The 20,058-nt window shown below is 47.6% G+C and carries 20 protein-coding genes and 1 tRNA gene; 7 read left to right on the top strand and 14 right to left on the bottom strand.

Going from position 1 to position 20,058, the window contains the following annotated elements; genetic code table 11:
- Window positions 1–229: 229 nt before the first annotated feature.
- A complete protein-coding gene (locus IJG50_08695; protein ID MBQ3379919.1) occupies window positions 230–661 on the bottom strand; it encodes a hypothetical protein in 432 nt (143 codons plus the stop codon).
- A gap of 102 nt (window positions 662–763) precedes the next feature.
- Here IJG50_08695 and IJG50_08700 point away from each other — a divergent pair, with 102 nt between their 5' ends.
- Entirely contained in the window at window positions 764–1,075 is a 312-nt protein-coding gene (locus IJG50_08700; protein MBQ3379920.1) for a hypothetical protein, read from the top strand.
- A 219-nt stretch (window positions 1,076–1,294) separates the two neighbouring features.
- On the opposite strand, the gene IJG50_08705 is transcribed toward IJG50_08700, so the two are convergent.
- On the bottom strand, window positions 1,295–1,828 hold the full coding sequence (locus IJG50_08705) for a hypothetical protein (protein ID MBQ3379921.1): 534 nt from the start codon (window positions 1,826–1,828) through the stop codon (window positions 1,295–1,297).
- A gap of 39 nt (window positions 1,829–1,867) precedes the next feature.
- On the opposite strand from IJG50_08705, the gene IJG50_08710 reads away from it, so the two are divergent.
- Complete coding sequence (locus tag IJG50_08710; GenBank protein MBQ3379922.1) at window positions 1,868–3,034, top strand: S-layer homology domain-containing protein; 1,167 nt, start codon at window positions 1,868–1,870, stop codon at window positions 3,032–3,034.
- Window positions 3,035–3,269: 235 nt separating this feature from the next.
- On the opposite strand, the gene IJG50_08715 is transcribed toward IJG50_08710, so the two are convergent.
- The 6 genes from IJG50_08715 to IJG50_08740 all read right to left on the bottom strand — a co-directional run bounded on the left by IJG50_08715 (window position 3,270) and on the right by IJG50_08740 (window position 8,946).
- A tRNA-Arg gene (locus IJG50_08715) sits at window positions 3,270–3,346 on the bottom strand.
- Between the two features lie 309 nt (window positions 3,347–3,655).
- Window positions 3,656–4,516 (bottom strand): TPM domain-containing protein, encoded by an 861-nt coding sequence (locus IJG50_08720; GenBank protein MBQ3379923.1) that lies wholly within the window; start codon window positions 4,514–4,516, stop codon window positions 3,656–3,658.
- Window positions 4,513–5,598, bottom strand: a complete 1,086-nt coding sequence (locus IJG50_08725) for a TFIIB-type zinc ribbon-containing protein (protein MBQ3379924.1) — start codon at window positions 5,596–5,598, stop codon at window positions 4,513–4,515. The genes IJG50_08720 and IJG50_08725 overlap by 4 nt, the downstream gene beginning before the upstream one ends.
- A 21-nt stretch (window positions 5,599–5,619) precedes the next feature.
- Complete coding sequence (locus IJG50_08730; protein MBQ3379925.1) at window positions 5,620–6,900, bottom strand: SPFH domain-containing protein; 1,281 nt, start codon at window positions 6,898–6,900, stop codon at window positions 5,620–5,622.
- 543 nt (window positions 6,901–7,443) lie between these two features.
- The gene (locus IJG50_08735) at window positions 7,444–7,953 is read right to left on the bottom strand and encodes a hypothetical protein (protein MBQ3379926.1); all 510 of its coding nucleotides are present in this window, start codon (window positions 7,951–7,953) and stop codon (window positions 7,444–7,446) included.
- Between the two features lie 141 nt (window positions 7,954–8,094).
- A complete protein-coding gene (locus IJG50_08740) occupies window positions 8,095–8,946 on the bottom strand; it encodes an RHS repeat-associated core domain-containing protein (protein MBQ3379927.1) in 852 nt (283 codons plus the stop codon).
- A gap of 1,103 nt (window positions 8,947–10,049) precedes the next feature.
- Between IJG50_08740 and trxA the strand changes: the two genes are divergently transcribed.
- The 5 genes from trxA (at window position 10,050) to IJG50_08765 (ending at window position 12,979) form a co-directional block, all read left to right on the top strand.
- A complete protein-coding gene (gene trxA / locus IJG50_08745; protein MBQ3379928.1) occupies window positions 10,050–10,382 on the top strand; it encodes a thioredoxin in 333 nt (110 codons plus the stop codon).
- A gap of 102 nt (window positions 10,383–10,484) precedes the next feature.
- A complete protein-coding gene (locus IJG50_08750) occupies window positions 10,485–11,186 on the top strand; it encodes a hypothetical protein (protein MBQ3379929.1) in 702 nt (233 codons plus the stop codon).
- Between the two features lie 33 nt (window positions 11,187–11,219).
- Window positions 11,220–11,777 carry a Fe-S-containing hydro-lyase gene (locus IJG50_08755; GenBank protein ID MBQ3379930.1) on the top strand — a complete coding sequence of 186 codons (558 nt, stop codon included), beginning with the start codon at window positions 11,220–11,222 and terminating at the stop codon, window positions 11,775–11,777.
- Between the two features lie 12 nt (window positions 11,778–11,789).
- On the top strand, window positions 11,790–12,341 hold the full coding sequence (locus tag IJG50_08760) for a GNAT family N-acetyltransferase (protein MBQ3379931.1): 552 nt from the start codon (window positions 11,790–11,792) through the stop codon (window positions 12,339–12,341).
- Window positions 12,342–12,358: 17 nt separating this feature from the next.
- On the top strand, window positions 12,359–12,979 hold the full coding sequence (locus IJG50_08765; GenBank protein MBQ3379932.1) for a superoxide dismutase: 621 nt from the start codon (window positions 12,359–12,361) through the stop codon (window positions 12,977–12,979).
- A gap of 160 nt (window positions 12,980–13,139) precedes the next feature.
- On the opposite strand, the gene IJG50_08770 is transcribed toward IJG50_08765, so the two are convergent.
- The 6 genes from IJG50_08770 to dnaJ all read right to left on the bottom strand — a co-directional run bounded on the left by IJG50_08770 (window position 13,140) and on the right by dnaJ (window position 20,025).
- Window positions 13,140–14,585: a PDZ domain-containing protein gene (locus tag IJG50_08770; protein MBQ3379933.1), complete on the bottom strand. Its 1,446-nt coding sequence runs from the start codon at window positions 14,583–14,585 to the stop codon at window positions 13,140–13,142.
- A gap of 27 nt (window positions 14,586–14,612) precedes the next feature.
- Window positions 14,613–16,307, bottom strand: coding sequence for an arginine--tRNA ligase (locus tag IJG50_08775; GenBank protein ID MBQ3379934.1), 1,695 nt, complete (start codon window positions 16,305–16,307; stop codon window positions 14,613–14,615).
- Window positions 16,282–16,737 (bottom strand): DUF1934 domain-containing protein, encoded by a 456-nt coding sequence (locus tag IJG50_08780; GenBank protein ID MBQ3379935.1) that lies wholly within the window; start codon window positions 16,735–16,737, stop codon window positions 16,282–16,284. Before IJG50_08780 ends, IJG50_08775 begins: the two co-directional genes overlap by 26 nt.
- 20 nt (window positions 16,738–16,757) lie before the next feature.
- Window positions 16,758–17,573 carry a glutamate racemase gene (locus IJG50_08785; protein MBQ3379936.1) on the bottom strand — a complete coding sequence of 272 codons (816 nt, stop codon included), beginning with the start codon at window positions 17,571–17,573 and terminating at the stop codon, window positions 16,758–16,760.
- On the bottom strand, window positions 17,570–18,667 hold the full coding sequence (locus IJG50_08790; GenBank protein ID MBQ3379937.1) for a D-alanine--D-alanine ligase: 1,098 nt from the start codon (window positions 18,665–18,667) through the stop codon (window positions 17,570–17,572). Before IJG50_08790 ends, IJG50_08785 begins: the two co-directional genes overlap by 4 nt.
- Window positions 18,668–18,852: 185 nt before the next feature.
- Window positions 18,853–20,025, bottom strand: coding sequence for a molecular chaperone DnaJ (dnaJ, locus tag IJG50_08795; GenBank protein ID MBQ3379938.1), 1,173 nt, complete (start codon window positions 20,023–20,025; stop codon window positions 18,853–18,855).
- Between the last annotated feature and the right edge of the window lie 33 nt (window positions 20,026–20,058).

The raw sequence follows: 20,058 nt of genomic DNA on the forward strand, positions 1-20,058 counted from the left end.
GCCGCCGCCCTTGACATGCATTCCGTTCCCGCTTATACTGCAAGAAAGGGAGGCCGGAATAATCCGCCCTCCCGCAATATATTATTTTTGCTCTGTTTTACACCATGCTTCGGACTTTACACAAATTTTGGGACAGACCCTCGCCTTACGGCTCCTCGTCTTTCTCAAATTCGCACATATAACCTTCGTCATATTTTTTCGGGTGAAGTGTCACACATCATTGACGACTCTACAAATAAAAGCCAAAGCGAGGCTTTAATGATGTTGATTCTCCATGGATCGTTTGGTATAATAATAGTACCTTTAAAAATCCCTCCGTACCTGCCTTTGGCTCGGCCTTGAGCTTTGTCTGTATCTTTTCTATATTCTGCTCAAGTTCTTTTTTTCTGTTCGCAAGCTCCGCTGTAGGCGGCCCTATCTTCTCATACTCTTTATTGACCTTCTCAAGCTCGGCTTCCTCGGTTTTTAGCTGCTGTGTAAGCTTCTCAACGTCCTGTTGCTGCTTCTGATACGCACTCATGTCCTTCTGCACTTGATTAAGCTGCTTTATTTCCGCATTTAACCTTCCAAACTCCGTCTGTGCTCTCTGCAGCGAAGTCGCAAAAGCTCCGTTCAATTGTGCGCTGAGTTGGAAAAGGAGTTCATACGTTTTTCCCGCCATTTTATATGCTCGCCTTTTTTCATATATTGACATTTATTTAACTATGGTATATTATATAAATAGATAGATGATTGTTTAGTTCATATGAAGGGAGGGCTCGTAATGTCGATAGCATATTTCTTAATAAAAAAACACAGGGAAGAGAGAGAAAGAGAGCGCGAAGCAGAGCTTTGGGCAACTACGCCTTATGTTGTCTGCGAGCATAATTGCTACGACTGCAGAATAAACGCAAAAAATACATACGATATCTGCAACGATTTCGAAAAAGAAGATCTCTGGCTGCACTGTGGGCATTATTGCTACGACTGCCCCAAAGACATCTTCGACTCCTGCCATTATTCTCTTAAAGGCGTTTATAACAAATACTCGAACCCGATCCCTTTCAAAAAACCGCCCAAGATTATTCTGCCGTAGGGCAAATGACCGCGATCCAAGTAAGTTACAAAAGCCGGAGCAAAACGCTCCGGCTTTTTTACTTCCTCGCCTTCTCCCGCTCCCTCTCGATCTCATTGTGCGCCTGTATCCACCGCCCAAGCTCTCTAAGAGAGCACGATACGAAGAACTCAATCCCCGTATTGTTCCCACGGGCCATAAGAAGGCACTGCCTTCTTATCCATCCGCCGCCGTCTCCTGCTACGATCCCGCACGAAGCAAAAAAGAGCGCGTCTCGCTTCTTATCACCGAAAACGCCGCAAGCGGAAGCGACATGAATACGTCGCTTCCCAGCCTCCTGCCGTCCGCGCGCTTTGTCTCACATGCCCTCGCCGCTATCCTTATAAGATACTCGCCCGAAAATTTGGGCACCACCATATTTACGCCCGCGCCCCTAAGCTCTGCCTCAGCCGCAAGCGAATCCCTTGCCGTAAGCTTCCCGAAGTTGAATGTAAGCGCATCAAAGCTCTCGCCCTCAACGCTCCATCCGTTCTCAAATTTATATGTAAATACGTCCTTGCCGTTCATCTGCGCCTCGCGCTCGGCCTCTTCTATCTGTATTTTTCGCGCCCTTCCGGCAGCCGATCGATCGTCTTTGGGCGATAAAAGCCAAAGCGAACGCTTTAAGGATATTGATTCTCCATGTATCGTTTGGTATAATAATAGTATCTTTAAAAATCCCTCCGTACCTGCCGCAGCGCTTCTATGGAGGAATATAATACGGAGAACAAACAAAGTTATTCCGCAAAGAAATATGGAAAGGAGAAACAACCAATGAAATGCAAGCTTTTATCTATTGTTCTCGTTGCCATTCTTATGCTCTCGCTCTTTGTTCCTACTGCGATGGCGGAGGATTACTACTCCCCCTTCTCGGATGTGAGCCCCAACGATTATTTCTATAATCCGGTACTCTGGGCAGTGGGCGGCGACGTCACTCAAGGCGTCGGCGACGGCAAATTCGCACCCTACACCATCTGCACCCGCGGTCAGGTAGTTACCTTCCTCTGGCGGGCAATGGGCCAGCCGGAGCCGAACACCAAGACAAACCCCTTCACCGACGTGAATGAGAACAACTACTTCTACAAGCCGGTACTCTGGGCGGTGGAACAGGGCATTACGAACGGTACGACCGCCTCCGCCTTCTCGCCCGATCAGACCTGCTCATGCGCCCATATCATCACATTCCTCTGGCGCTCGATGGAAGCACCGGAGCCCGGCGCTCCAAGCACTGTCTCGGCACGTTTCCCGGACGGCTGGTACAGCGGCGCTGTGAGCTGGGCCGAGTATCAGGGACTGCTTTCGGGCTTTGAAGACGCCTTCGACATTAACGAGCCCTGCTCAAGGGCGCTCACCGTCACCTACCTCTTTAGAGCGCTTGTCTACAATCAGGCTCAGTGGGGCGGCGAATGGGATCCGACCGTCATACAGCGTCAGGTGCTTTTTGACGAGGACGTTCTCTGCGGCGCGGTGCTTGTCGGCGTCTTTGGCGACCAGCGCGGCCAAAATGAGATGATCAATGACATGGATTACTGGCGTCAGGTCATTGAGGACTCGGGACTTACGGAGGATTTTGAGTTTCTTCGGGAGCTGCCCGCAGGTCAGATCGTTCAGACCGGCGGGGGCCGTGAACTCTATCTCATAATCCCCACCGACCGCTTCGCCTCAGTTACGGTAAACAAATGGATAATGAACGAATCGAACGGCTGGGTCGGAGAGACCGGCGAGGTGCTCTACAAGAGCGACACCGGCAAGCCCTTCATTCTCTGCTGCAACTGGGTAGACAGCTACCCCGATGCACAGGTCATCATCGTAGACTCAAACGGCCGCGTCCTTGATTGGAAGCCGCAGCTCAGCATGATGGACGGTCATATGGTCACCGTCTCGAACGGCATGTATATCTACGATTTCACCAACTATCCCGGTGACGGCGGCGTGGGCTGATATCGCCTTAAGCACAGTATAAAATACAGAGGCTGCAGCGACATAAAAATCGCTGCAGCCTTTTTTGTATGCCCGATGCGATCACCCTGCGCCTTCGGCACGGGCATAAGTTCCGCCGTCCAATCACGCTTCGGCGCGGCCTCGCGCTCCCCGCGCGTCACTTATCGAACGGGTGCGTTCTCGTGTACATCCGTTATAATCCGAAACAGACACCCATGCGGGTGCCTGTTTCGGATGGTATGCCCGATGCGATTCGAACGCACGGCCTTTGGAGTCGGAGTCCAACGCTCTATCCAACTGAGCTACGGGCACATATGACAGGCGGACTTTAATATCCGCCTGTTTTTTTATTATCTCTTTTGTTCTGTTTAAGACTTAATTATATCGCATCGCCCGATGCGATTACCCTGCGCCTTCGGCGCGGGCATAAGTTCGGCTTCGCCAATCGTGCTTCGCCGCAGGCTCGCACTCTTGGAGCCTCACTTATCGAACGCACGGCCTTTGGAGTCGGAGTCCAACGCTCTATCCAACTGAGCTACGGGCACATATGACAGGCGGACTTGAAAATCCGCCTGTTTTTTTATTATACCGCAAACCGCAAGAAAAAGCAGTCTTTTTTTCTTACAGCTTTCGCCCTCCTCCGCCGAACGAGCCTCCGCTCGACGAATGGAACGTAGTGCTTCTTGAACCGCCGCCGAAGCCGCCGCTTCGTCCGCCGCCTCCGCCTCCGGATGCGCGCGGAATGCGCCTTCTTGAGCGTCTTGTGTCAATGTGTCTGTCTTCCCTGACATTCAGATCAAGAGAAGAATTGCCTCTGTAATCATAACTGTAGCGCTGCGTTGCAACAGTATACCCGCGGCGCGAAGCCGCACATACGATAAGACCAACGACTACGGCTATCGCTAAGAATATTACTGCCCACATAGGCGTAAGCCCGTGCTTCGGGCGCGAATACTCGCCCGTTTCCTCATCATAATACCGAAGGTCGTCCGGCTCTCCCTGTTCATAATAATAAACGGTACCGCTTATGAGAGAAAGCGTTGCATTATAATAATCCTTCTCTCCGGCGTAAACATACGCCTCGTCGAGCATATCGTTTATTCGGCTGTCGGTGAGATAATTAAGCGCCTTGCTCTTTGTCAAAATATACATCTCGCCGTTGTCAAAGTCGAAAATGTACATGACTCCCGTTTTATCTACGCCCCGGCCGAGGCCCTTGCTTTCGTAAAAATCCGCGCCGTACGTCCTCGTAGAATATCCTTCGGCGTCGTATATCGTAAGCACCGATATATCAAAGCCCGTCTGACTTTCTGCGCTCTCGATTCGGCTTTGTATCTGTGACGCCTCTTCATCCGAAAAAACGCCTGCGTAATCGTATACGCTTTCGTAATCTCCCGACGCGCCCGCCGCCGCAAGTGACAGCACGGCAATAAGCATTATCATAATCAGGGCCGCCGCTCTTTTTACGCTTTTTTTCATCATAACAAGAGCCCTCCCAAAATGCAGAGCGCCGCAAATATCGGAGCGGCCACGCATAAAAATCTTATCAAGAGCTTTTTCATGGATATCGGCACGTCGCCGCATATCTTGCCTGTCTGACCGTTCATCGCATAATAATATATCTTATCCTTGCCCTTATACGTAAGTACCCATACAGGCATGAGCGCATATTGATTTTTCCTGGCCTTAACGTGCGTCTCCACATGAACGGAGTGAAGCTCGTCGTAATTATCGAGCGTATCGCGCAGTATGTTTTCCGTATACTGCATTACCTCCGCCTTTATTTCTTCTTTAAAAGAATCTATCTCGAGATTTCGCTTTTCCGCAAAAAAGCCCGACAGATACGCCATGGAAAAGGGTTTCGACTTTTTCATGTCGAACGGCAGCACATTATCTACAAGCACCTTTTCTTCTTTGTTTAAAGCATTTTTCGTTATATTTTTTAAGATTATCGTTCCTTCTCTTGCAACATGGTAGATATTTCTTTCCGTATGCTCCGTGTCGCCGCTTATCCAGGTGCGTACATTGTGCGCTTCTGCATTAAGATTGCCGTTGATCTTTTCGGATACCAGGAAAAACGGGAAATAAACTCCCGACATCTTCTCTATGTTTTCCTTGCCGTAAAAATCGTTTGGGGCAAGCTTTTTTGTTTTTATCCATTCAAGAAGCCTGTTTTCCGCCTCTTTTCGCTCTATCGTAAACGGGATCACCAGGTCCGGCTTGTATTCTCCCGCCAGCCTTCCCGAAAGCACGACCGGGTTATGGCAATAATAACAGAACGAGGCCGCCGTCGTTGCGTCGGTAACTATCTCTGCGCCGCATGAGGGACAGTTGTACATGAGCATATCGCCGTCTTCTTCATTATGCGTATGCTCGTGAATGTGCTCCCGTTCCTCCTTTGCGTCCTGTTCCGCCTGTTTGGAAAGCTCCTCTTCATTGAAATGAGCCTTTAGCTCATCCATTGTAAATTCGCTCATGCAGTATTCGCATACGAACTTCTGTTTAGCCGCGTTAAATTCAAGACCGCCGTCACAGTTGGGGCATTTATATGTAAATACAGCCATAATAACACCTCTTAAAGACTGTTATGCGAGCTTTTCTCCACATTCGGGGCAGAATTTCGCGCCGGCGTTCAAAGACGTTCCGCACTTGGGGCATACGGAGGCTGCGGGCATCGGCTTTCCGCATTCGGAGCAGAATTTGCCCGTATTCTTCGTGCCGCACTCGCATACCCATTCAGCTTTGGGAGCAGGCATAGGCTTTCCGCATTCAGAGCAGAACTTGCCCGTATTCACTGCGCCGCATTCGCACGTCCAGCCGTTCTGAGCCGGGGCTGCCTGGCGCTGCACCTGCTGTGCCTGCTGCTGCATGCGCATCTGCTCAAGATTGGTATTGGACGCCGCGCCCATAGCGCCTGCCGCGTTCATTCCGAGACCCACGCCCATAAATCCCGTGGCCGCGCCTGCCGTATTGGAGCCCGCGCTCTCTATGCCCTGCGCGATGGAGCCCTGAACGAAGCCCTCTCTTATCGTAGCGTCGGAGAGCATTGCGCCCTTGTTTCTCATATTGATAAGCTTCTGAGATTCCTCATCGTAGGAAATGCTTGCAATACCTACCGACTGTATCTCCATGCCGCGCATACGGCTCCAATCCTCGTCGAGGGTGTCGGCCATATACTTTGAAAGCTCGCGTCCCTTGGACGATACGTGAGATACGCGCACTCCGTCGACCGACATCTGGTTAAGCGAAGTCTGAAGCGCTTCCAAAAACTCGTTTCTGTACTGCTCGTTGATATCGTTTATGTCAACGCGCTTTGCATTCTTCGGTATAGCCTCTGCATAGAATAAAAGCGGATTGACTATCTTGAGAGAATATGTGCCGTGTGCGCGAAGGAACAGCTCTGAATTGTAGAAATTGTCAAAGTAATTGACAGGATTTCTCGTTCCGAACTTTATTCCCTTTATCTCCTGCATGTTGATAAAGAACACCTTCTGCGCTGTGGACGGTACGCCGCCGAATTTGATGCGCTCGAAAGCCTCCTTTATGCTTGCTCCCAGATCGCCCATGAAAAGCGAAGGTTGAGTAGAATTGTTTACAGTATAGTAGCCTTCCTCAGCCGTAAAGTCAACGACCTTGCCGCCCTCTACGAGAAGCATGAACTGGTTTGGATATACGTGTATTTTGGAGCCGTTCGAGATGGTGTCGGCGTTGGCGCTCGTATTTGAGCCGCGCTTGCCGTCCTTTCTAACGCTTACTCCCGAGGTAAATACCGTCGTATCGCTCATATTGTCGGCTTCTATGACTTCGAGCCAAGAATCCGCCAAAGTGCCGCCTACTGCGTCTAATGCTGCTTTTATAATACCCATTTTACTGCCTCCCACTTGTTTTATTTTGTTATATTATAAAACAAAATAATACTTATTTCAATAACAAGAAGCGTTATTCTTAAAGCATACTTAAACGCGACCACAGTTTCTGTTGTTTTTTGGCGGTTACTATGCCACTTTTTCGTAATACTCGTCGGCATAGCGGATAAGGTTCGCGTCGGATGATACGATGTTCTCCTCAACGCCGAAGGCATCGTAGTCATACGTCTTTCCCGAAGTGCCGTCGGGCTTCGACGTATCTATTACGTCGCCGTGCTTTGTACGACGTTATTGCCGTCTTTTATCGTCTTATTTGTAAGGCTGCCGTTATTGTTATACCCGTATGTCACAGTCTGAACGGTGTTGCCGCTTAAGTCATATACATAATACTCGGTCTGACAGAGCAATCTTTTTCAGAAGGGCGGATAATCCGCCCTTCTGAAATATATTATTTTTGCTCTGTTTAACGCTATTCTTCGGACTATATACAAAATTTGGAACAAGCCACAAAGCGGCTACCTTGTTTGTATTAAGACTGTTTACTTAATCTGTATCTATCAACTGATACGCATGTTTTTGTGTTGCACAGAACCAATTTGGTGCAAGCTTTCTTACATTATCATATTCAAAAAACACATTCGTAGCTGGAGAAAAATCTGTCTCTTCTATTCCTACATCTGTTGAGTCAAAGACAATTATTTGTTTTTTTGAAAAACGAGTGTAAACATAAAATTTCATCTTTAATTTATTACCGTGTTCCTGTACAACGATTTGTCCATTGTACGATGTTAAAGGATAACAAGCTGCGTATACATTGGCTTCAGCGTGGTAATGCTCCAACTCGCCCTTTTTAAAGGCTTCAACCGAGTTTAAATAGTTGTCTTTGTTTAAGTTATAGTTTATCTTTGAGGTTGTATATAAATACGGCCCAAAATTCAATAATAAAAGTGTAGCTGCAATAACGAGAGATACGGCTATAGCTCTTGATTTATTTGTCCTTATAGCAGAAAACACTTTAAAAAGAGATATAATTGCAATAATTATGTAAATCACATAGATGATATATATAGATGATATATATATAAGGATCTACTAAATACGATGCTTTACCTCTTAATCCGTCGATGACAAGTAGCAATATACTACTTATAATGCATAAAATTAGAACCGAGCAATGTTTGATTTTCATCTATATCATCGGCCTCTCTTTGCTAATGATATTCCGTAGTTTATTGCATATATGTCTCCTTCTTCGTCTTTAGTCTCAAAATTGAGCAGCAATTCATTATCGTATCCCATTTTAATTCCTACATAACCTAAGTTCATATTAGAAAACTTATCTGCCGACCACAACTTTCCGTCGAAATATATCCAAGGAATCCAGTTCCTCACGTTTTTTAGCGTTAAATCAATTCCGTCAAAATTATTGTCAAAATTATTATTGTTTAAATATGCTTGCGGCAATCGCCAAGTGTCATCGTATTTATAATTCCAATATGTAAACTCAATAGCAACGAACCATATATATGGTTCAACTAACATGTTTTTATCATAAGCATTATCATAAACTTTTCGATATTTTAGTCCAATATCAGCATTGTTATGTAATGTTTGAATTATAACATTTTGACCATACATATATGGTGTACCGATTCGTCCATTTTTTCGAGCTCTTTCTGCCAGATCGTGGTATTCATCCCGTTGGCTTTGTGAAGATGTCGCAGTCCACCGGTTTCCCAAATCAACAAGTATCTTATATGTATCAGAGTTTTTGCCAAACTCAGCCGCATCCGGGTCGGCGTAGTATCCATAAACACCGTTTATGGTATAATAACCGCCTTCGCGTATATACCCACTCGGGTCGACGTACATCACCGGATTATTCCCGCAGTACACATACCAGTTCGTGCCGTCCCTCACGGGGTCTTCTGTGATAAACCTGCCTGTCTCAGGATCGTAATACCGTCCCCGCAGATAATAAAGCCCTATCTGCTTCTCGTAATACTCGTCCGCATAGCGGATAAGGTTCGCGTCGGACGATACTATGTTCTCCTCAACGCCGAACGCGTCGTAGTCGTACGTCTTTCCCTAGGAGCCGTCGGGCTTCGACGTATCTATTACGTCTCCGTGTCCGTTATGGAGATAGTACCGCTTCGTGCCGTTAGAGTTTGAACGATATACAAGCTCTTCCTCATAATCATACTTTGCAACCATGTCATTGCTGGTTATTGTGTTCTTAATAACACGTTTGAAGTCAGAGAAAACTACCGTCCTTTTTTTGTGATTCTTTTTAAAAACTTAATAAGGCAAAAAACAAGTACCACAGATACAGTAATAGCATAACGAATAATGCAAGATATCACTGAGAACGCAAATGAGGATGTAATTTCAAATCCCCACTCAAGCAAACCATTATGCGGAGAAAAACTCGTCAATAATACCGTAATAAGCGAGTACACACCTAACCACACAAAAAAACATACTGCAAAATGTTCTTCTAAGCTATTTAATAATATGCAAAAACATACCGAAACTGCTGCAGCGAAACATATCGCCCATACAAATCCGTAATAAGCATAAAGAGTTTGAGAGACAAGCCATTCAATAAGCGAGAGGGCAGATAATGAAAACCATATTATTAGATTTCTCATTTAAACCACCTCGGTACCGAACTATCGGTTGTATAATTACTTGGTTTATCGAAAACTCCAATATATACCATTACATTTTTAAGCATATTCGACTTTAATCGACCTGTCAAGTCTTTGATAATAAGTTAGAACTATAATTACTTCAGTTTGATTTTAATTCCTTAATTTATTCCATATACCAATAAACCACCTATATGTTAAAAACGTATTGCTATACCAAATTATCATTTATAGTAAAACTTAATTACTAATAACTTGAGATCCCGAAACGCATAATGAACGCCGAGGTTTTTTATCACTTAAGAACCATCCCTGTTTCCATAACATATATGCTCCGTGTTTTTGCATAAACGGACGTGATTATATTTAAAATACGGTTGTAATCTCAGAACATCTTTGATATAATTTAAACAGAAATAATAGTAATATTATCCGTTTGCATAAGACGAACGAAAAAAACGCATCCGATCTTCGGGCGCTTTCTTAGGAGGTAAAAATATGGCTTCAGAAAAGATACTCGATCTTAAAACGCATGAATTTGACGAGCAGGTAATAAATTCCGATATGCCCGTCTTGGTCGATTTCTGGGCTTCGTGGTGCGGACCGTGCAAGATGATCGCACCCGAGGTGGACAAGCTGGCCGAAAGCTATGACGGCAGATTAAAGGTATGCAAGGTAAATGTTGATGAGGAGCCGTCTTTGGCGCAGGAATATATGGTAATGAGCATACCTACGCTTATATTCTTCAAGGGCGGAGAAATACAGGACAAGGTCATAGGCGTACAAAAATTTCAGGAGTTGAGCCGCAAAGCCGATTCCGTTATAGGATAGTTTAAAAAAAGCGCGCCTTTCGTCCGCAAAAAAACGAAGGCGTGCTTTTTTTCGGAAACACTTTATTATTAAAATGCTTTTTTACGATAAGGAGGCATAAGTATGGATCCCGATGTAAAATTCGGCTCTGCCGTCATGGGCTTTAACAAACAGGACGTAATGGAATATATCGAAATGCTCATAAACAAAGCAGACAGTGAGCGCGAAGCCTTTGAGGAGCGGATAGCTGCCCTCGATTCACAGCTTGAAGACAAGACAAGGCTTTACGACGCGCTTCTTCAAAAAAACAAGGAATTGCAGGATCGGCTCGATAATGCAAGCCCGACTTCCTCAATAAACGCGGGCGAAGACCCGAAAGTGCTCAAAGCGCGCCTGGAGGAAGAGGAGATCCGATTTAATGAGCTTTCAAATGAGGCTGCGCATTTAAAGGGCGCTCTTGAAGATATGACCGCCGAAAACGAGCAGCTTAAGCAAAGCCTCGAAGAATCAAGAACGGAGCTTTCGGAATACAGACTTCAAAAGCAGAACATCGGTTCCGTGCTCATGCGCGCGCAGAACGAAGCCGATATGATGATGACCGACGCCGAAAACAAACGTCTTCAGGTTGTAGATAAAACGAACGAATACATAAGCGGAGTGCGCGTTCTTTGCGACGAATACCTTACAAAGGCGGCCTCTGAGCAAAATCGCATCAAATGTTCCGCCGACAACATCGTTTCGGAGTTTGAAAAGATAATGTCCGCCATTGAAGATGCAAAAACCTTGCTTGACGACATGGCGCCTAGATTCAAAGCGCAAAACTGAGCTTTGGGAGGCTGATCTGTATTGAATGACGACATAAAACAAATTGATATTGCGCGTCTGCGCGACGCGGCAAATACACTTTTTGCAGGCGACAGCGTAAGCCTTACCGGAACGATATATACGGCCCGCGACGCCGCGCATAAGCGCATCGCCGCAATGCTCGACCAAGGCGAGAAGCCGCCGTTCGGGCTTAAAGACGCCGTTATATATTACGCAGGACCTACGCCGGCGCGGCCGGGGCAGATAATAGGCTCTCTCGGCCCCACGACCTCCGGGCGTATGGATCCTTACTCGGAGAGATTTTTGTCTTTAGGTCTTGCCGGAATGATAGGCAAAGGCGACCGCAGAGAGGATGTGTGCGCCGCCATAAAAAAATACGGCGCAGTCTACTTCATAGCCACGGGAGGAGCGGGCGCGCTGCTTTCAAAGTGCGTTCGTTCGTGCGAGGTCATTGCGTTTGACGATCTCGGCTGCGAGTCTGTTAAAAAGTTATACGTTGAAAACTTCCCCGCTATAGTCGCCGTAGATGCTCACGGCGGCAATATATACGAAACGGGGCGCGAAAAATACCGCGAGGCGCTCTCTCGCTGAAAACCTCCGCCTATGTATATGCTTTATGAAATAGAGACCGAAAGGCTTCTGCTCCGTCCTTTTCAAAGGTCGGATGCGAACGATATTTTTGAATACTCGCAAAACCCTAACGTAGGGCCTAACGCCGGCTGGCCACCTCATAAAACGCTGCGCGACTCAAAGCAGGCCGTTAGATCATTTATCGAAAACGGATACGTATGGGCCGTAGTTGACAAGGTATCAAACAAGGTGATAGGCACCATAGGCCTTCATCCCGATGAAAAGCGCCAAAACTCAAAGGCGCGGATGCTCGGCTATTCGCTTTCCGAGGATTACTGGGGACGCGGACTTGCAACGGAGGCCGCCAAGGCCGTTATACGATATGCTTTCAATGTCTGGCATGTCGAGCTTTTATCCATATACCGCTATCCCGAAAATGTACGCTCGGGGCGCGTTATAGAAAAATGCGGCTTTACTTATGAGGGAACGCTTAAAAAGGCATTTGTGCTTTACGACGGCACTGTGCGCGATCATGTATGCTACTGTATGACGCGCGATGAATTTGACAAATTATACGGATATTAAAAAAAGGAGATGCAAATATGTTTAAACAGTACGAACTTACCTTCCCCTACAATGCGCTTGAACCCCATATCGATACGCTTACCATGGAAACGCACCACGGAAAGCATCATGCAACGTATACGAAAAACTTCAACGACGCCGCACAGAAGGCGGGCGTTGCCGACAGCGATATCGAAACGCTGCTCGCTTCTCTCGATAAAATCGAGGATGCGGCTTTAAGAAAAGCTTTAAGGAACAACGGCGGCGGCTACTATAACCACAATCTCTACTTCTCTACCATATCGCCCGATCCCGCGAAGGCGCCCAAGGGCGAGCTTTTAAAGAAGATCGAAGCCGAGTTCGGCAGCCTTGACGCTTTAAAAGAAAAGCTCACCGCGCTTGCTTCGGGTCAGTTCGGCTCCGGCTGGGCATGGCTTTCCGCAAATAAAGACGGAAAGCTCATGGCTTCGGCAAGCCCGAATCAGGACAATCCGATAATCGAGGGCACCGGCTTTGTGCCGATACTCGCCATAGACGTATGGGAGCATGCATATTACCTCAAGTTCAAGAATTTAAGGGGCGAATATATAAAGACGCTCTTTGAAGTGATCGACTGGGCTTTGGTCGAAAAGAATTACGAGAGAGTAACTAAGAAATAAACCTCAACAAAAACAATGGGGCTGCAGTTCATTTGAAAACTGCAGCCCGCTTTTTACGCCAATGCGGATAAACAAGTCTTTAATGTTTCAACCTGAAACTTTTATTTCTTCTTCGCACGCCCTTATACGATATAAATTCAAAAAGGGCGTAAGATATGCATTATCCAAGTATTTTCAGCGCCGCTTCAAGCTGGTCGTCGTATAATACGGGAGTATTTGCATATGCGGCTATATCCTCCGAGAGCCATCTTACAATAGTTGCGGAAATGTATCCGTCCTGATTCATATGATGCGCCTTCTGATACGCTTTTACGGCGTTCTGCGCACGAACATCGTAATTTCCGTCCGGTACGTTCGTAAGATAGCCTAAAATATTAAGTCTTTCCTCAACGGCGCGTACAACATCGCTCGATTTCGACTCCTCGGAGCCGGGCTTTATCTGAGAAGTATATTTAAACTCCGTAAGCTCCGGCATAGCGGGCCGTCTCATCTCGTTTTCCACTCTTACGGCGGGCGTTATACCTTCGCCGTGATATTTGCCAGTAACGGGCAGTATTACTTCGGTCATCGTAAGCGAAAGCACGCTTCCGTCCTCAAATTCCATATGATTCTGGCCTACGCCTTTGCCGCCCGTAGTCGTTCCGACAAGTATGCCCAGCTTTAAGTCCTTAACTACGCCTGCAAATATCTCCGCTGCACTGAACGACGTTTCGTCTGCTATCACAACAAGGTTTTCAAACGGTCTTCCCACTCCCGTGGAAAAGCTGTTTGTCGTTGCAATGCTCGTTCTGAAATCGGCCATGAGGACTCCCTCTTCACCTATCATCTGATTTAAAATATTCAAAACAACGTTTCCGCTGCCGCCGCGGTTTGCGCGAACGTCGATTATCACTTTTTCTATATTGTTTTGTGAAAGCATGTCCTGTATCTCGCAGAAACCGAGCACCGTATCCAAGCTGTCAAAGCCCTTTATATATATGTATGCAACGTCGTCCTTTATCATTGAGCACGAGATGGACGGCGTTGATACGGGGCCGCGCTTTACACTCAAAGAAAGCGTTTTATCCTCCGACGGTCTGTATATGCCCAGGTTCACGCTCGTTCCCGCCTCGCCGCGGATAAGCGTGCCGGTATACTCTATCGAAGCAAAAGATACGTCCTCGCCGTTTACCGAAACGATCCTGTCGCCTTCAAGTATTCCGGCCTCTTTTGCCGGACTTTCGTCATAAACCGTGACCACGGTTATATAGTCGGAAGCATCCACCTTGACAATAACGCCGATACCGTAATACTCGGTATCTCCGAAAGCCGCTTCATATGTGTCCGCGTCATAATAGCCCGAATACTGCTCGTGCGTTTTTACCATGGCGTTCATTAGATCCTCGAACGTTTCCGGATTCGTAGAAAGTATCTGCTTTACTACGGAGTCCAAAAGTTCTCCCGCGTTCGCGCCGTCAAGCTCATAAAACTCATAAAGCTCTCTTATGGTAGTATATTTTTCATAAAGCTCTTCAGGCGTATAATCCTTGTCCGAAGCAAAAGCCTGAGAGCTTAGCGCAAATACGAGCGCCAAAGCCATAACTAGGCTTATAATTCTTTTTTTCATTGTCTTTCTCCTATAAAACGATCATTATCACATTTTTTCGGGCGCCGTTATTTTAAGTATGCCTAATATATTGCTCATTGCTATTCTTACGGCTTCTACAAGCTTTAAACGAGCATGAAGCAGCGCCTCGTCCTCCACCTTTACGCGGTGAGCGTTATAGAAGCGGTGAAACAGCGTCGCAAGCTCTATAATATATCGCGTGAGCCTGGACGGGTCAAGCGTGCGCGCCACCTCGTTTATTTCCTCGGGCAGAGCGTTAAGGTGATTTATAAGGTCAAGCTCCTCCTCTTCACGAAGGAGCGAGAAGTCCACCTTATCGGGCGAAAGCGGCTTATATCCGTCCTTTTCGAGCACACCCATCATGGAGCAGATACGCGCATACGCATACTGCACGTAGAACACCGGGTTCTGACTGCTTTCCTCGATAGCGAGATCAAGATCGAAATCGAGGTGCGAGCTGTTTTGTCGCATATTGAAGAAAAAGCGCGCCGCGTCTACCGACGTTTCCTCCAGAAGATCTGTAAGCGTTATAGCCTTGCCGGTGCGCTTTGACATGCGTATCACCTCGCCGCCGCGCACGAGGCGGACAAGCTGTATGAGTACGACGTCGAGCTTGTCCCCCGAAAGGCCTACGGCGTCGAGCGATCTCTTCATTCTGGCCACGTGTCCGTGATGGTCTGTGCCCCATACGTCTATCGCCCAGTCAAAACCGCGCGTTTCTAGCTTGTTTCTGTGATATGCGATGTCGGCTGCAAAATACGTGGGTATGCCGTTCGCGCGAACGAGCACCTCATCCTTTTCAAGTCCCAGCTTAGTAAGCGCGAACCACTCCGCTCCTTCGGAAATATATGTGAGTCCCTTTTTTCGAAGCATCTCAAGCGTGCGCTGTACCTCTCCCTTTTCATAAAGCGTGCTTTCAAAGAACCAGTTGTCGTAAGTTATGCGATACTTTTCAAGGTCGCGCTTTAACGCCTCGACGTTCTTCGTAAGCGCGTAGCCTACGAGCGCCTCCTTTTGCTCTTCGTCGGAGACGTTAAGATATTTATCGCCGTGTATATCATAAAACTCCTTCGCGCGCGCCTTTATATCTTCGCCGTGGTATCCGTCCTCGGGGAATTCACATGCATCCTCGCCTAAAATGATCTGCGTATAGCGAGCTTTGAGCGAGCGATAGAACTTTTCTATCTGATTTCCCGCGTCGTTTACATAAAACTCTCGCGTAACGTCGTAGCCCGCCCATGAAAGCGCGCCGGCAAGACAGTCTCCCAAAGCGCCGCCTCTTGCGTTACCCATATGCATGGGGCCGGTGGGATTTGCTGAAACGAACTCCACCATAACGCGTTTGCCCTTGCCGTGATCGGTGCGTCCGAAGCTACAGGGATCTTTAAATATCGCCTTAAGGCCCTCGCGCCTGTAATCGTCAGAAAGGCTGAAATTTATAAATCCGGGGCCAGCTATCTCAAGCTTTGATACGCACGTCCCCTCCGTTTTCATGCGCGCGGCAAGTATCTCGGCAAGCTTTCTCGGCGCCATTTTAGACTGCTTTGCCGCCTGCAGGCAGAACGTGCAGGAATAATCGCCGTGCGACTTTTCCTTCGGCTTCTCCAAAGAGACTTCTATCCCCTCTATATGCGGTACGAGTCCTTCTTTCTGTGCCTCATCAAGCGCCCCCATAAGAAGCGCTGTTATTTCTTCCTTAGCTGATTTTATCAGATTTACCATTCGAGCCTCCGGCCTCCTTTAATATTATCTCAAACGTATTGTTTCCCGCGTGCGTATTGTCTATATCTATTGAATACTTGATATACAGTCGTCCGCCGTCGCTTTTTAAAGCGTTGTTTATACGCCTTGTCGAAACGCCCATATTCATTATTCCATATCCCGTATCATAATGGCATATATGCTTCTCGCCGCTTTTAAATCTCATCTCCGTATTTGCAGCGCGGCTTTTCCTGCGCATGAGCACGCTGTCGTCCTCAACTTCGAGCATTACGGTGGAGTCCTTAAATCCCGTTTCATCGGATTCGTCGTATTTTATATAATATTTCCCCGACTGAGACTCCATAGTTCCGCTTACTATAAGCTCTATCTTGTCAAATGCATTGTCATATCTTTGCGTCCCCTTTATGGAGATTATCATATCTTTTTTCATATCTGCTTTCTTTCCGTAACCTAATACTTCTCTATATCTATCTTTTCAACGTCTCCGCCTATGTCTTCTCCCAAAAACATCCCGGCGAGCGCGGAAAAATTATATACGTTCGCATCGCTCACAAAAAAGCGCGCGGGCTTTGCGCTCTCTGCGGCAAGGCCGTTTTCGCTTATAAAGCGCGATATCTTCAAAGCCGCGCTCCTTCCGCTGTCGATAAGCGCCGTGCCTTCGCCGAGATATTCGGCTATCGCCTCTTTTAAAAGCGGATAATGCGTACATCCCAGTATGAGCGCATCGCATTGCGCTTCCTTTATGTCCCTTAAATACTCGTCAACGAGTATTTTTATTATCGGGTCGTCCTTTCCGAAGCGACCGTTCTCCACCATAGGAACAAAAAGCGAACACGCGGCACTTTTCGTATATACGTCGGGACGAAGGCTTTTGAGCGTTCGTTCGTATGCGCCCGAGCCTATTGTTGCGGGCGTACCGATAATACCTATCCTGCCGTTTTGCGCGGCGGCAAGCGCGGCCTCGCTCGCAGGCTCCACTACGCCTATAACGGGTATATCCCCAGCAGCCGCCTGCGCCTCGTCCAAAGCGAGCGTAGACGCCGTTCCGCAGGCTGCGGCTATGAGCTTTACGCCGAACGTCTTTAAAAAGCGTATGTTCTGACCTACGTATTTAATGATCGTCTCGCGGGAGCGCGTACCGTAAGGCACGCGTCCCGTATCTCCGAAGTAAATTATCGACTCGTTAGGCATGAGGCGCTTTAATTCCTTAACGCATGTAAGACCGCCAAGTCCGGAGTCGAACACGCCTATCGCACGATTATTCATATTTTCAGTCTGCCCCTTTGCGTATGCTGTTCAAAGGCGTCGTCAATAAGCATATCTACCTGCTGCGTTATCGAAAATCCCCATGACGCCTCCATCATCTGAGGGAACATACTTTTATTCGTAAAGCCGGGTATAGTATTCATTTCATTGAAGATGATCTTATCGTTTTCGGCATCGTAGAAAAAGTCTGCTCGCGCCATACCGGTGCAGCCCAGCGCGGAGTACACCTTTAGAGCCGCCATGCGTACGTCGTCGGCCTTCTCCATATCCATGCGGGCTTTGGCAAAGGTTTGCGCCGTGTCGTTGTTGTACTTCGCGTCGTAATCATAAACCTCGGTGCCCTTTATTATCTCGCAGCATGTTGAAGCAAAGGGGGCCTTTGTTCCGATTATCGCCACTTCAAGCTCTCGCCCTCTTATCTCCTCCTCAACGATGACCTTTGAATCGTATTGCATCGCAAGCTTTAACGCTGCGGAAAGCTCTTCGCGGTCCTTTGCGCGGCTTACTCCTATCGACGAGCCTGCCGAAGCCGGCTTAACGAATACGGGATATCCTATCTTCTGCTCTGCGTGATCGAGGCAAGCCTTAAAAGCGAGCTTCAGCTCACGGTAAGTAAAATGTATCCACTTTGCCTGGTTTATATCTACGTCCGCAAGCATCATTTTTGTGCATACCTTATCCATGCATACGGCGCTCGATGTGACATTACAGCCCACATAAGGTACGTCCGCCAGCTCAAAAAGCCCCTGCACCGTCCCGTCTTCACCGTACATGCCGTGGAGTACGGGAAAGGCAACGTCTATCTTTACGACCTCATACGTGCCGTCGCCGTTGTGGATGAACACGCCCTTGGCGTTCGGGTCGGGAGGCAGAAAAGCCGTGCGGTTGTCAGGCAGATCTTCCCAGGCGCCGCTTTTTATTTTTTCAGCATCGGCACATGTCATAAGCCAATTTCCGGCGCGGGTTATGCCTATTTTTACTACCGTATACTTGTTATAATCTATATTTGAAAGAATCGTTGCGGCGGATCTCAGAGATATTTCATGCTCGCTAGAACGTCCGCCGAATAAAATAAGTACCGTCTTTTTTTCCAAAAAAACCACTTCCTAAGAATAATAATCAGATTTTTGTGTTAAAAGCTACATATCTTAATGATTATACTACAATTCTATGACTATAGCAATTTATTTGTGACGGTTTTTTCGATTTTTATAAAAATATAATCCTTTACCGCATAAAAAAGCTTCGGCGAAGTGTGTTCCGCCGAAGCCATATTCTTTTATTCTTTTGCATCCTTTGCCTTTCGCGTCTGCTTGGCGCCCTTATTCGCAAGGTCTTTGAGTTTATCAAGGAAATTCTTGTTTCGCTCATACGAGCCTCCGCCCGTGCGGTCAAACTCGCGAAGCAGCTCCTTTTGACGTTCGGTAAGGTTCTTCGGTATTTCTACGTTCACCTTAACGAATTCATCGCCGCGCCCCTTGGAACGGATATACGGTATGCCCTTGCCCCTCAGTCTGAAAACGGTGCCGTTCTGCGTGCCGGCCGGCATATTGTACTTGACGTGGCCGTCAAGCGTAGGCACCTCAAGTTCCGCGCCCAAGGACGCCTGAACAATCGTTATCGGGAAATCCAGGATAACGTCCGGACCCTGACGTTCAAATATGGGATGAGGCCGTATACCTATCGTTATAAGCAGGTCGCCCGCCGGGCCTCCCTTTGCTCCTGCGCTGCCCTGGCCTCTCATGGATATCGTCTGTCCGGAATCGATGCCCGCAGGTATGGATACCTCTATCTTCTTTGAACGCCTTACCCTGCCTTTGCCCTTGCATGTTGGACAGGGTTCTTTTATGACCTGGCCGCGTCCGCCGCACGAATCGCACGGGCGCGATGAAGCGAACGTGCCGAACGGTGTGCGCTGCTGAACGCGTACCTGACCCGTGCCGCCGCATACGGTGCACGTAGTCACAGATGAGCCCGGCTTCGCGCCCGTGCCCTCGCATTCGGAGCATACCTCGATGCGCTTTATGTCTATCTCTTTTTTACAGCCGAATGCCGCTTCTTCAAACGATATGTTTATACCGTACTGTACGTCGTCCCCGCGCATGGGGCCGCCTCTTCTTGAGCCTCCGCCGCCGAAGAACGACTCGAATATATCGCCGAAGCCGCCCATGCCCATATTGGAAAAATCGAAGCCGCCCGCTCCGAAGCCTCCCTGTGCATTGGGATCGACTCCCGCATGGCCGAACTGGTCATAGCGCGAGCGCTTGTCTTTGTCGGAGAGTATCTCGTAAGCCTCGTTTATCTCCTTGAACATATTCTCGGCTTCTTTGTCGCCCGGATGCAGATCGGGATGATACTTTTTTGCAAGACGTCTGTATGCTTTTTTTATGGTATCGTCGTCGGCGCTTCGCTCAACGCCGAGCACCTCGTAATAATCTCTCTTTTCCGCCATATACACAAAACCCCTTCCGCTCCGTTATAACTG

It is taken from the genome of Clostridia bacterium (genome assembly GCA_017405765.1).
In the GTDB taxonomy this organism is placed as follows: Bacteria; Bacillota; Clostridia; order Oscillospirales; family RGIG577; genus RGIG577.

Excerpts from the sequence above, each read along its gene's own strand:
- IJG50_08695 (MBQ3379919.1), bottom strand. The coding sequence starts at position 661 with ATGGCGGGAAAAACGTATGAACTCCTTTTCCAACTCAGCGCACAATTG.
- trxA (MBQ3379928.1), top strand. The coding sequence starts at position 10,050 with ATGGCTTCAGAAAAGATACTCGATCTTAAAACGCATGAATTTGACGAG.
- dnaJ (MBQ3379938.1), bottom strand. The coding sequence starts at position 20,025 with ATGGCGGAAAAGAGAGATTATTACGAGGTGCTCGGCGTTGAGCGAAGC.
- IJG50_08730 (MBQ3379925.1), bottom strand. The coding sequence starts at position 6,900 with ATGGGTATTATAAAAGCAGCATTAGACGCAGTAGGCGGCACTTTGGCG.
- IJG50_08700 (MBQ3379920.1), top strand. The coding sequence starts at position 764 with ATGTCGATAGCATATTTCTTAATAAAAAAACACAGGGAAGAGAGAGAA.
- IJG50_08725 (MBQ3379924.1), bottom strand. The coding sequence starts at position 5,598 with ATGGCTGTATTTACATATAAATGCCCCAACTGTGACGGCGGTCTTGAA.
- IJG50_08785 (MBQ3379936.1), bottom strand. The coding sequence starts at position 17,573 with ATGAATAATCGTGCGATAGGCGTGTTCGACTCCGGACTTGGCGGTCTT.
- IJG50_08720 (MBQ3379923.1), bottom strand. The coding sequence starts at position 4,516 with ATGATGAAAAAAAGCGTAAAAAGAGCGGCGGCCCTGATTATGATAATG.
- IJG50_08765 (MBQ3379932.1), top strand. The coding sequence starts at position 12,359 with ATGTTTAAACAGTACGAACTTACCTTCCCCTACAATGCGCTTGAACCC.
- IJG50_08780 (MBQ3379935.1), bottom strand. The coding sequence starts at position 16,737 with ATGAAAAAAGATATGATAATCTCCATAAAGGGGACGCAAAGATATGAC.
- IJG50_08760 (MBQ3379931.1), top strand. The coding sequence starts at position 11,790 with ATGTATATGCTTTATGAAATAGAGACCGAAAGGCTTCTGCTCCGTCCT.
- IJG50_08770 (MBQ3379933.1), bottom strand. The coding sequence starts at position 14,585 with ATGAAAAAAAGAATTATAAGCCTAGTTATGGCTTTGGCGCTCGTATTT.
- IJG50_08775 (MBQ3379934.1), bottom strand. The coding sequence starts at position 16,307 with ATGGTAAATCTGATAAAATCAGCTAAGGAAGAAATAACAGCGCTTCTT.
- IJG50_08710 (MBQ3379922.1), top strand. The coding sequence starts at position 1,868 with ATGAAATGCAAGCTTTTATCTATTGTTCTCGTTGCCATTCTTATGCTC.
- IJG50_08750 (MBQ3379929.1), top strand. The coding sequence starts at position 10,485 with ATGGATCCCGATGTAAAATTCGGCTCTGCCGTCATGGGCTTTAACAAA.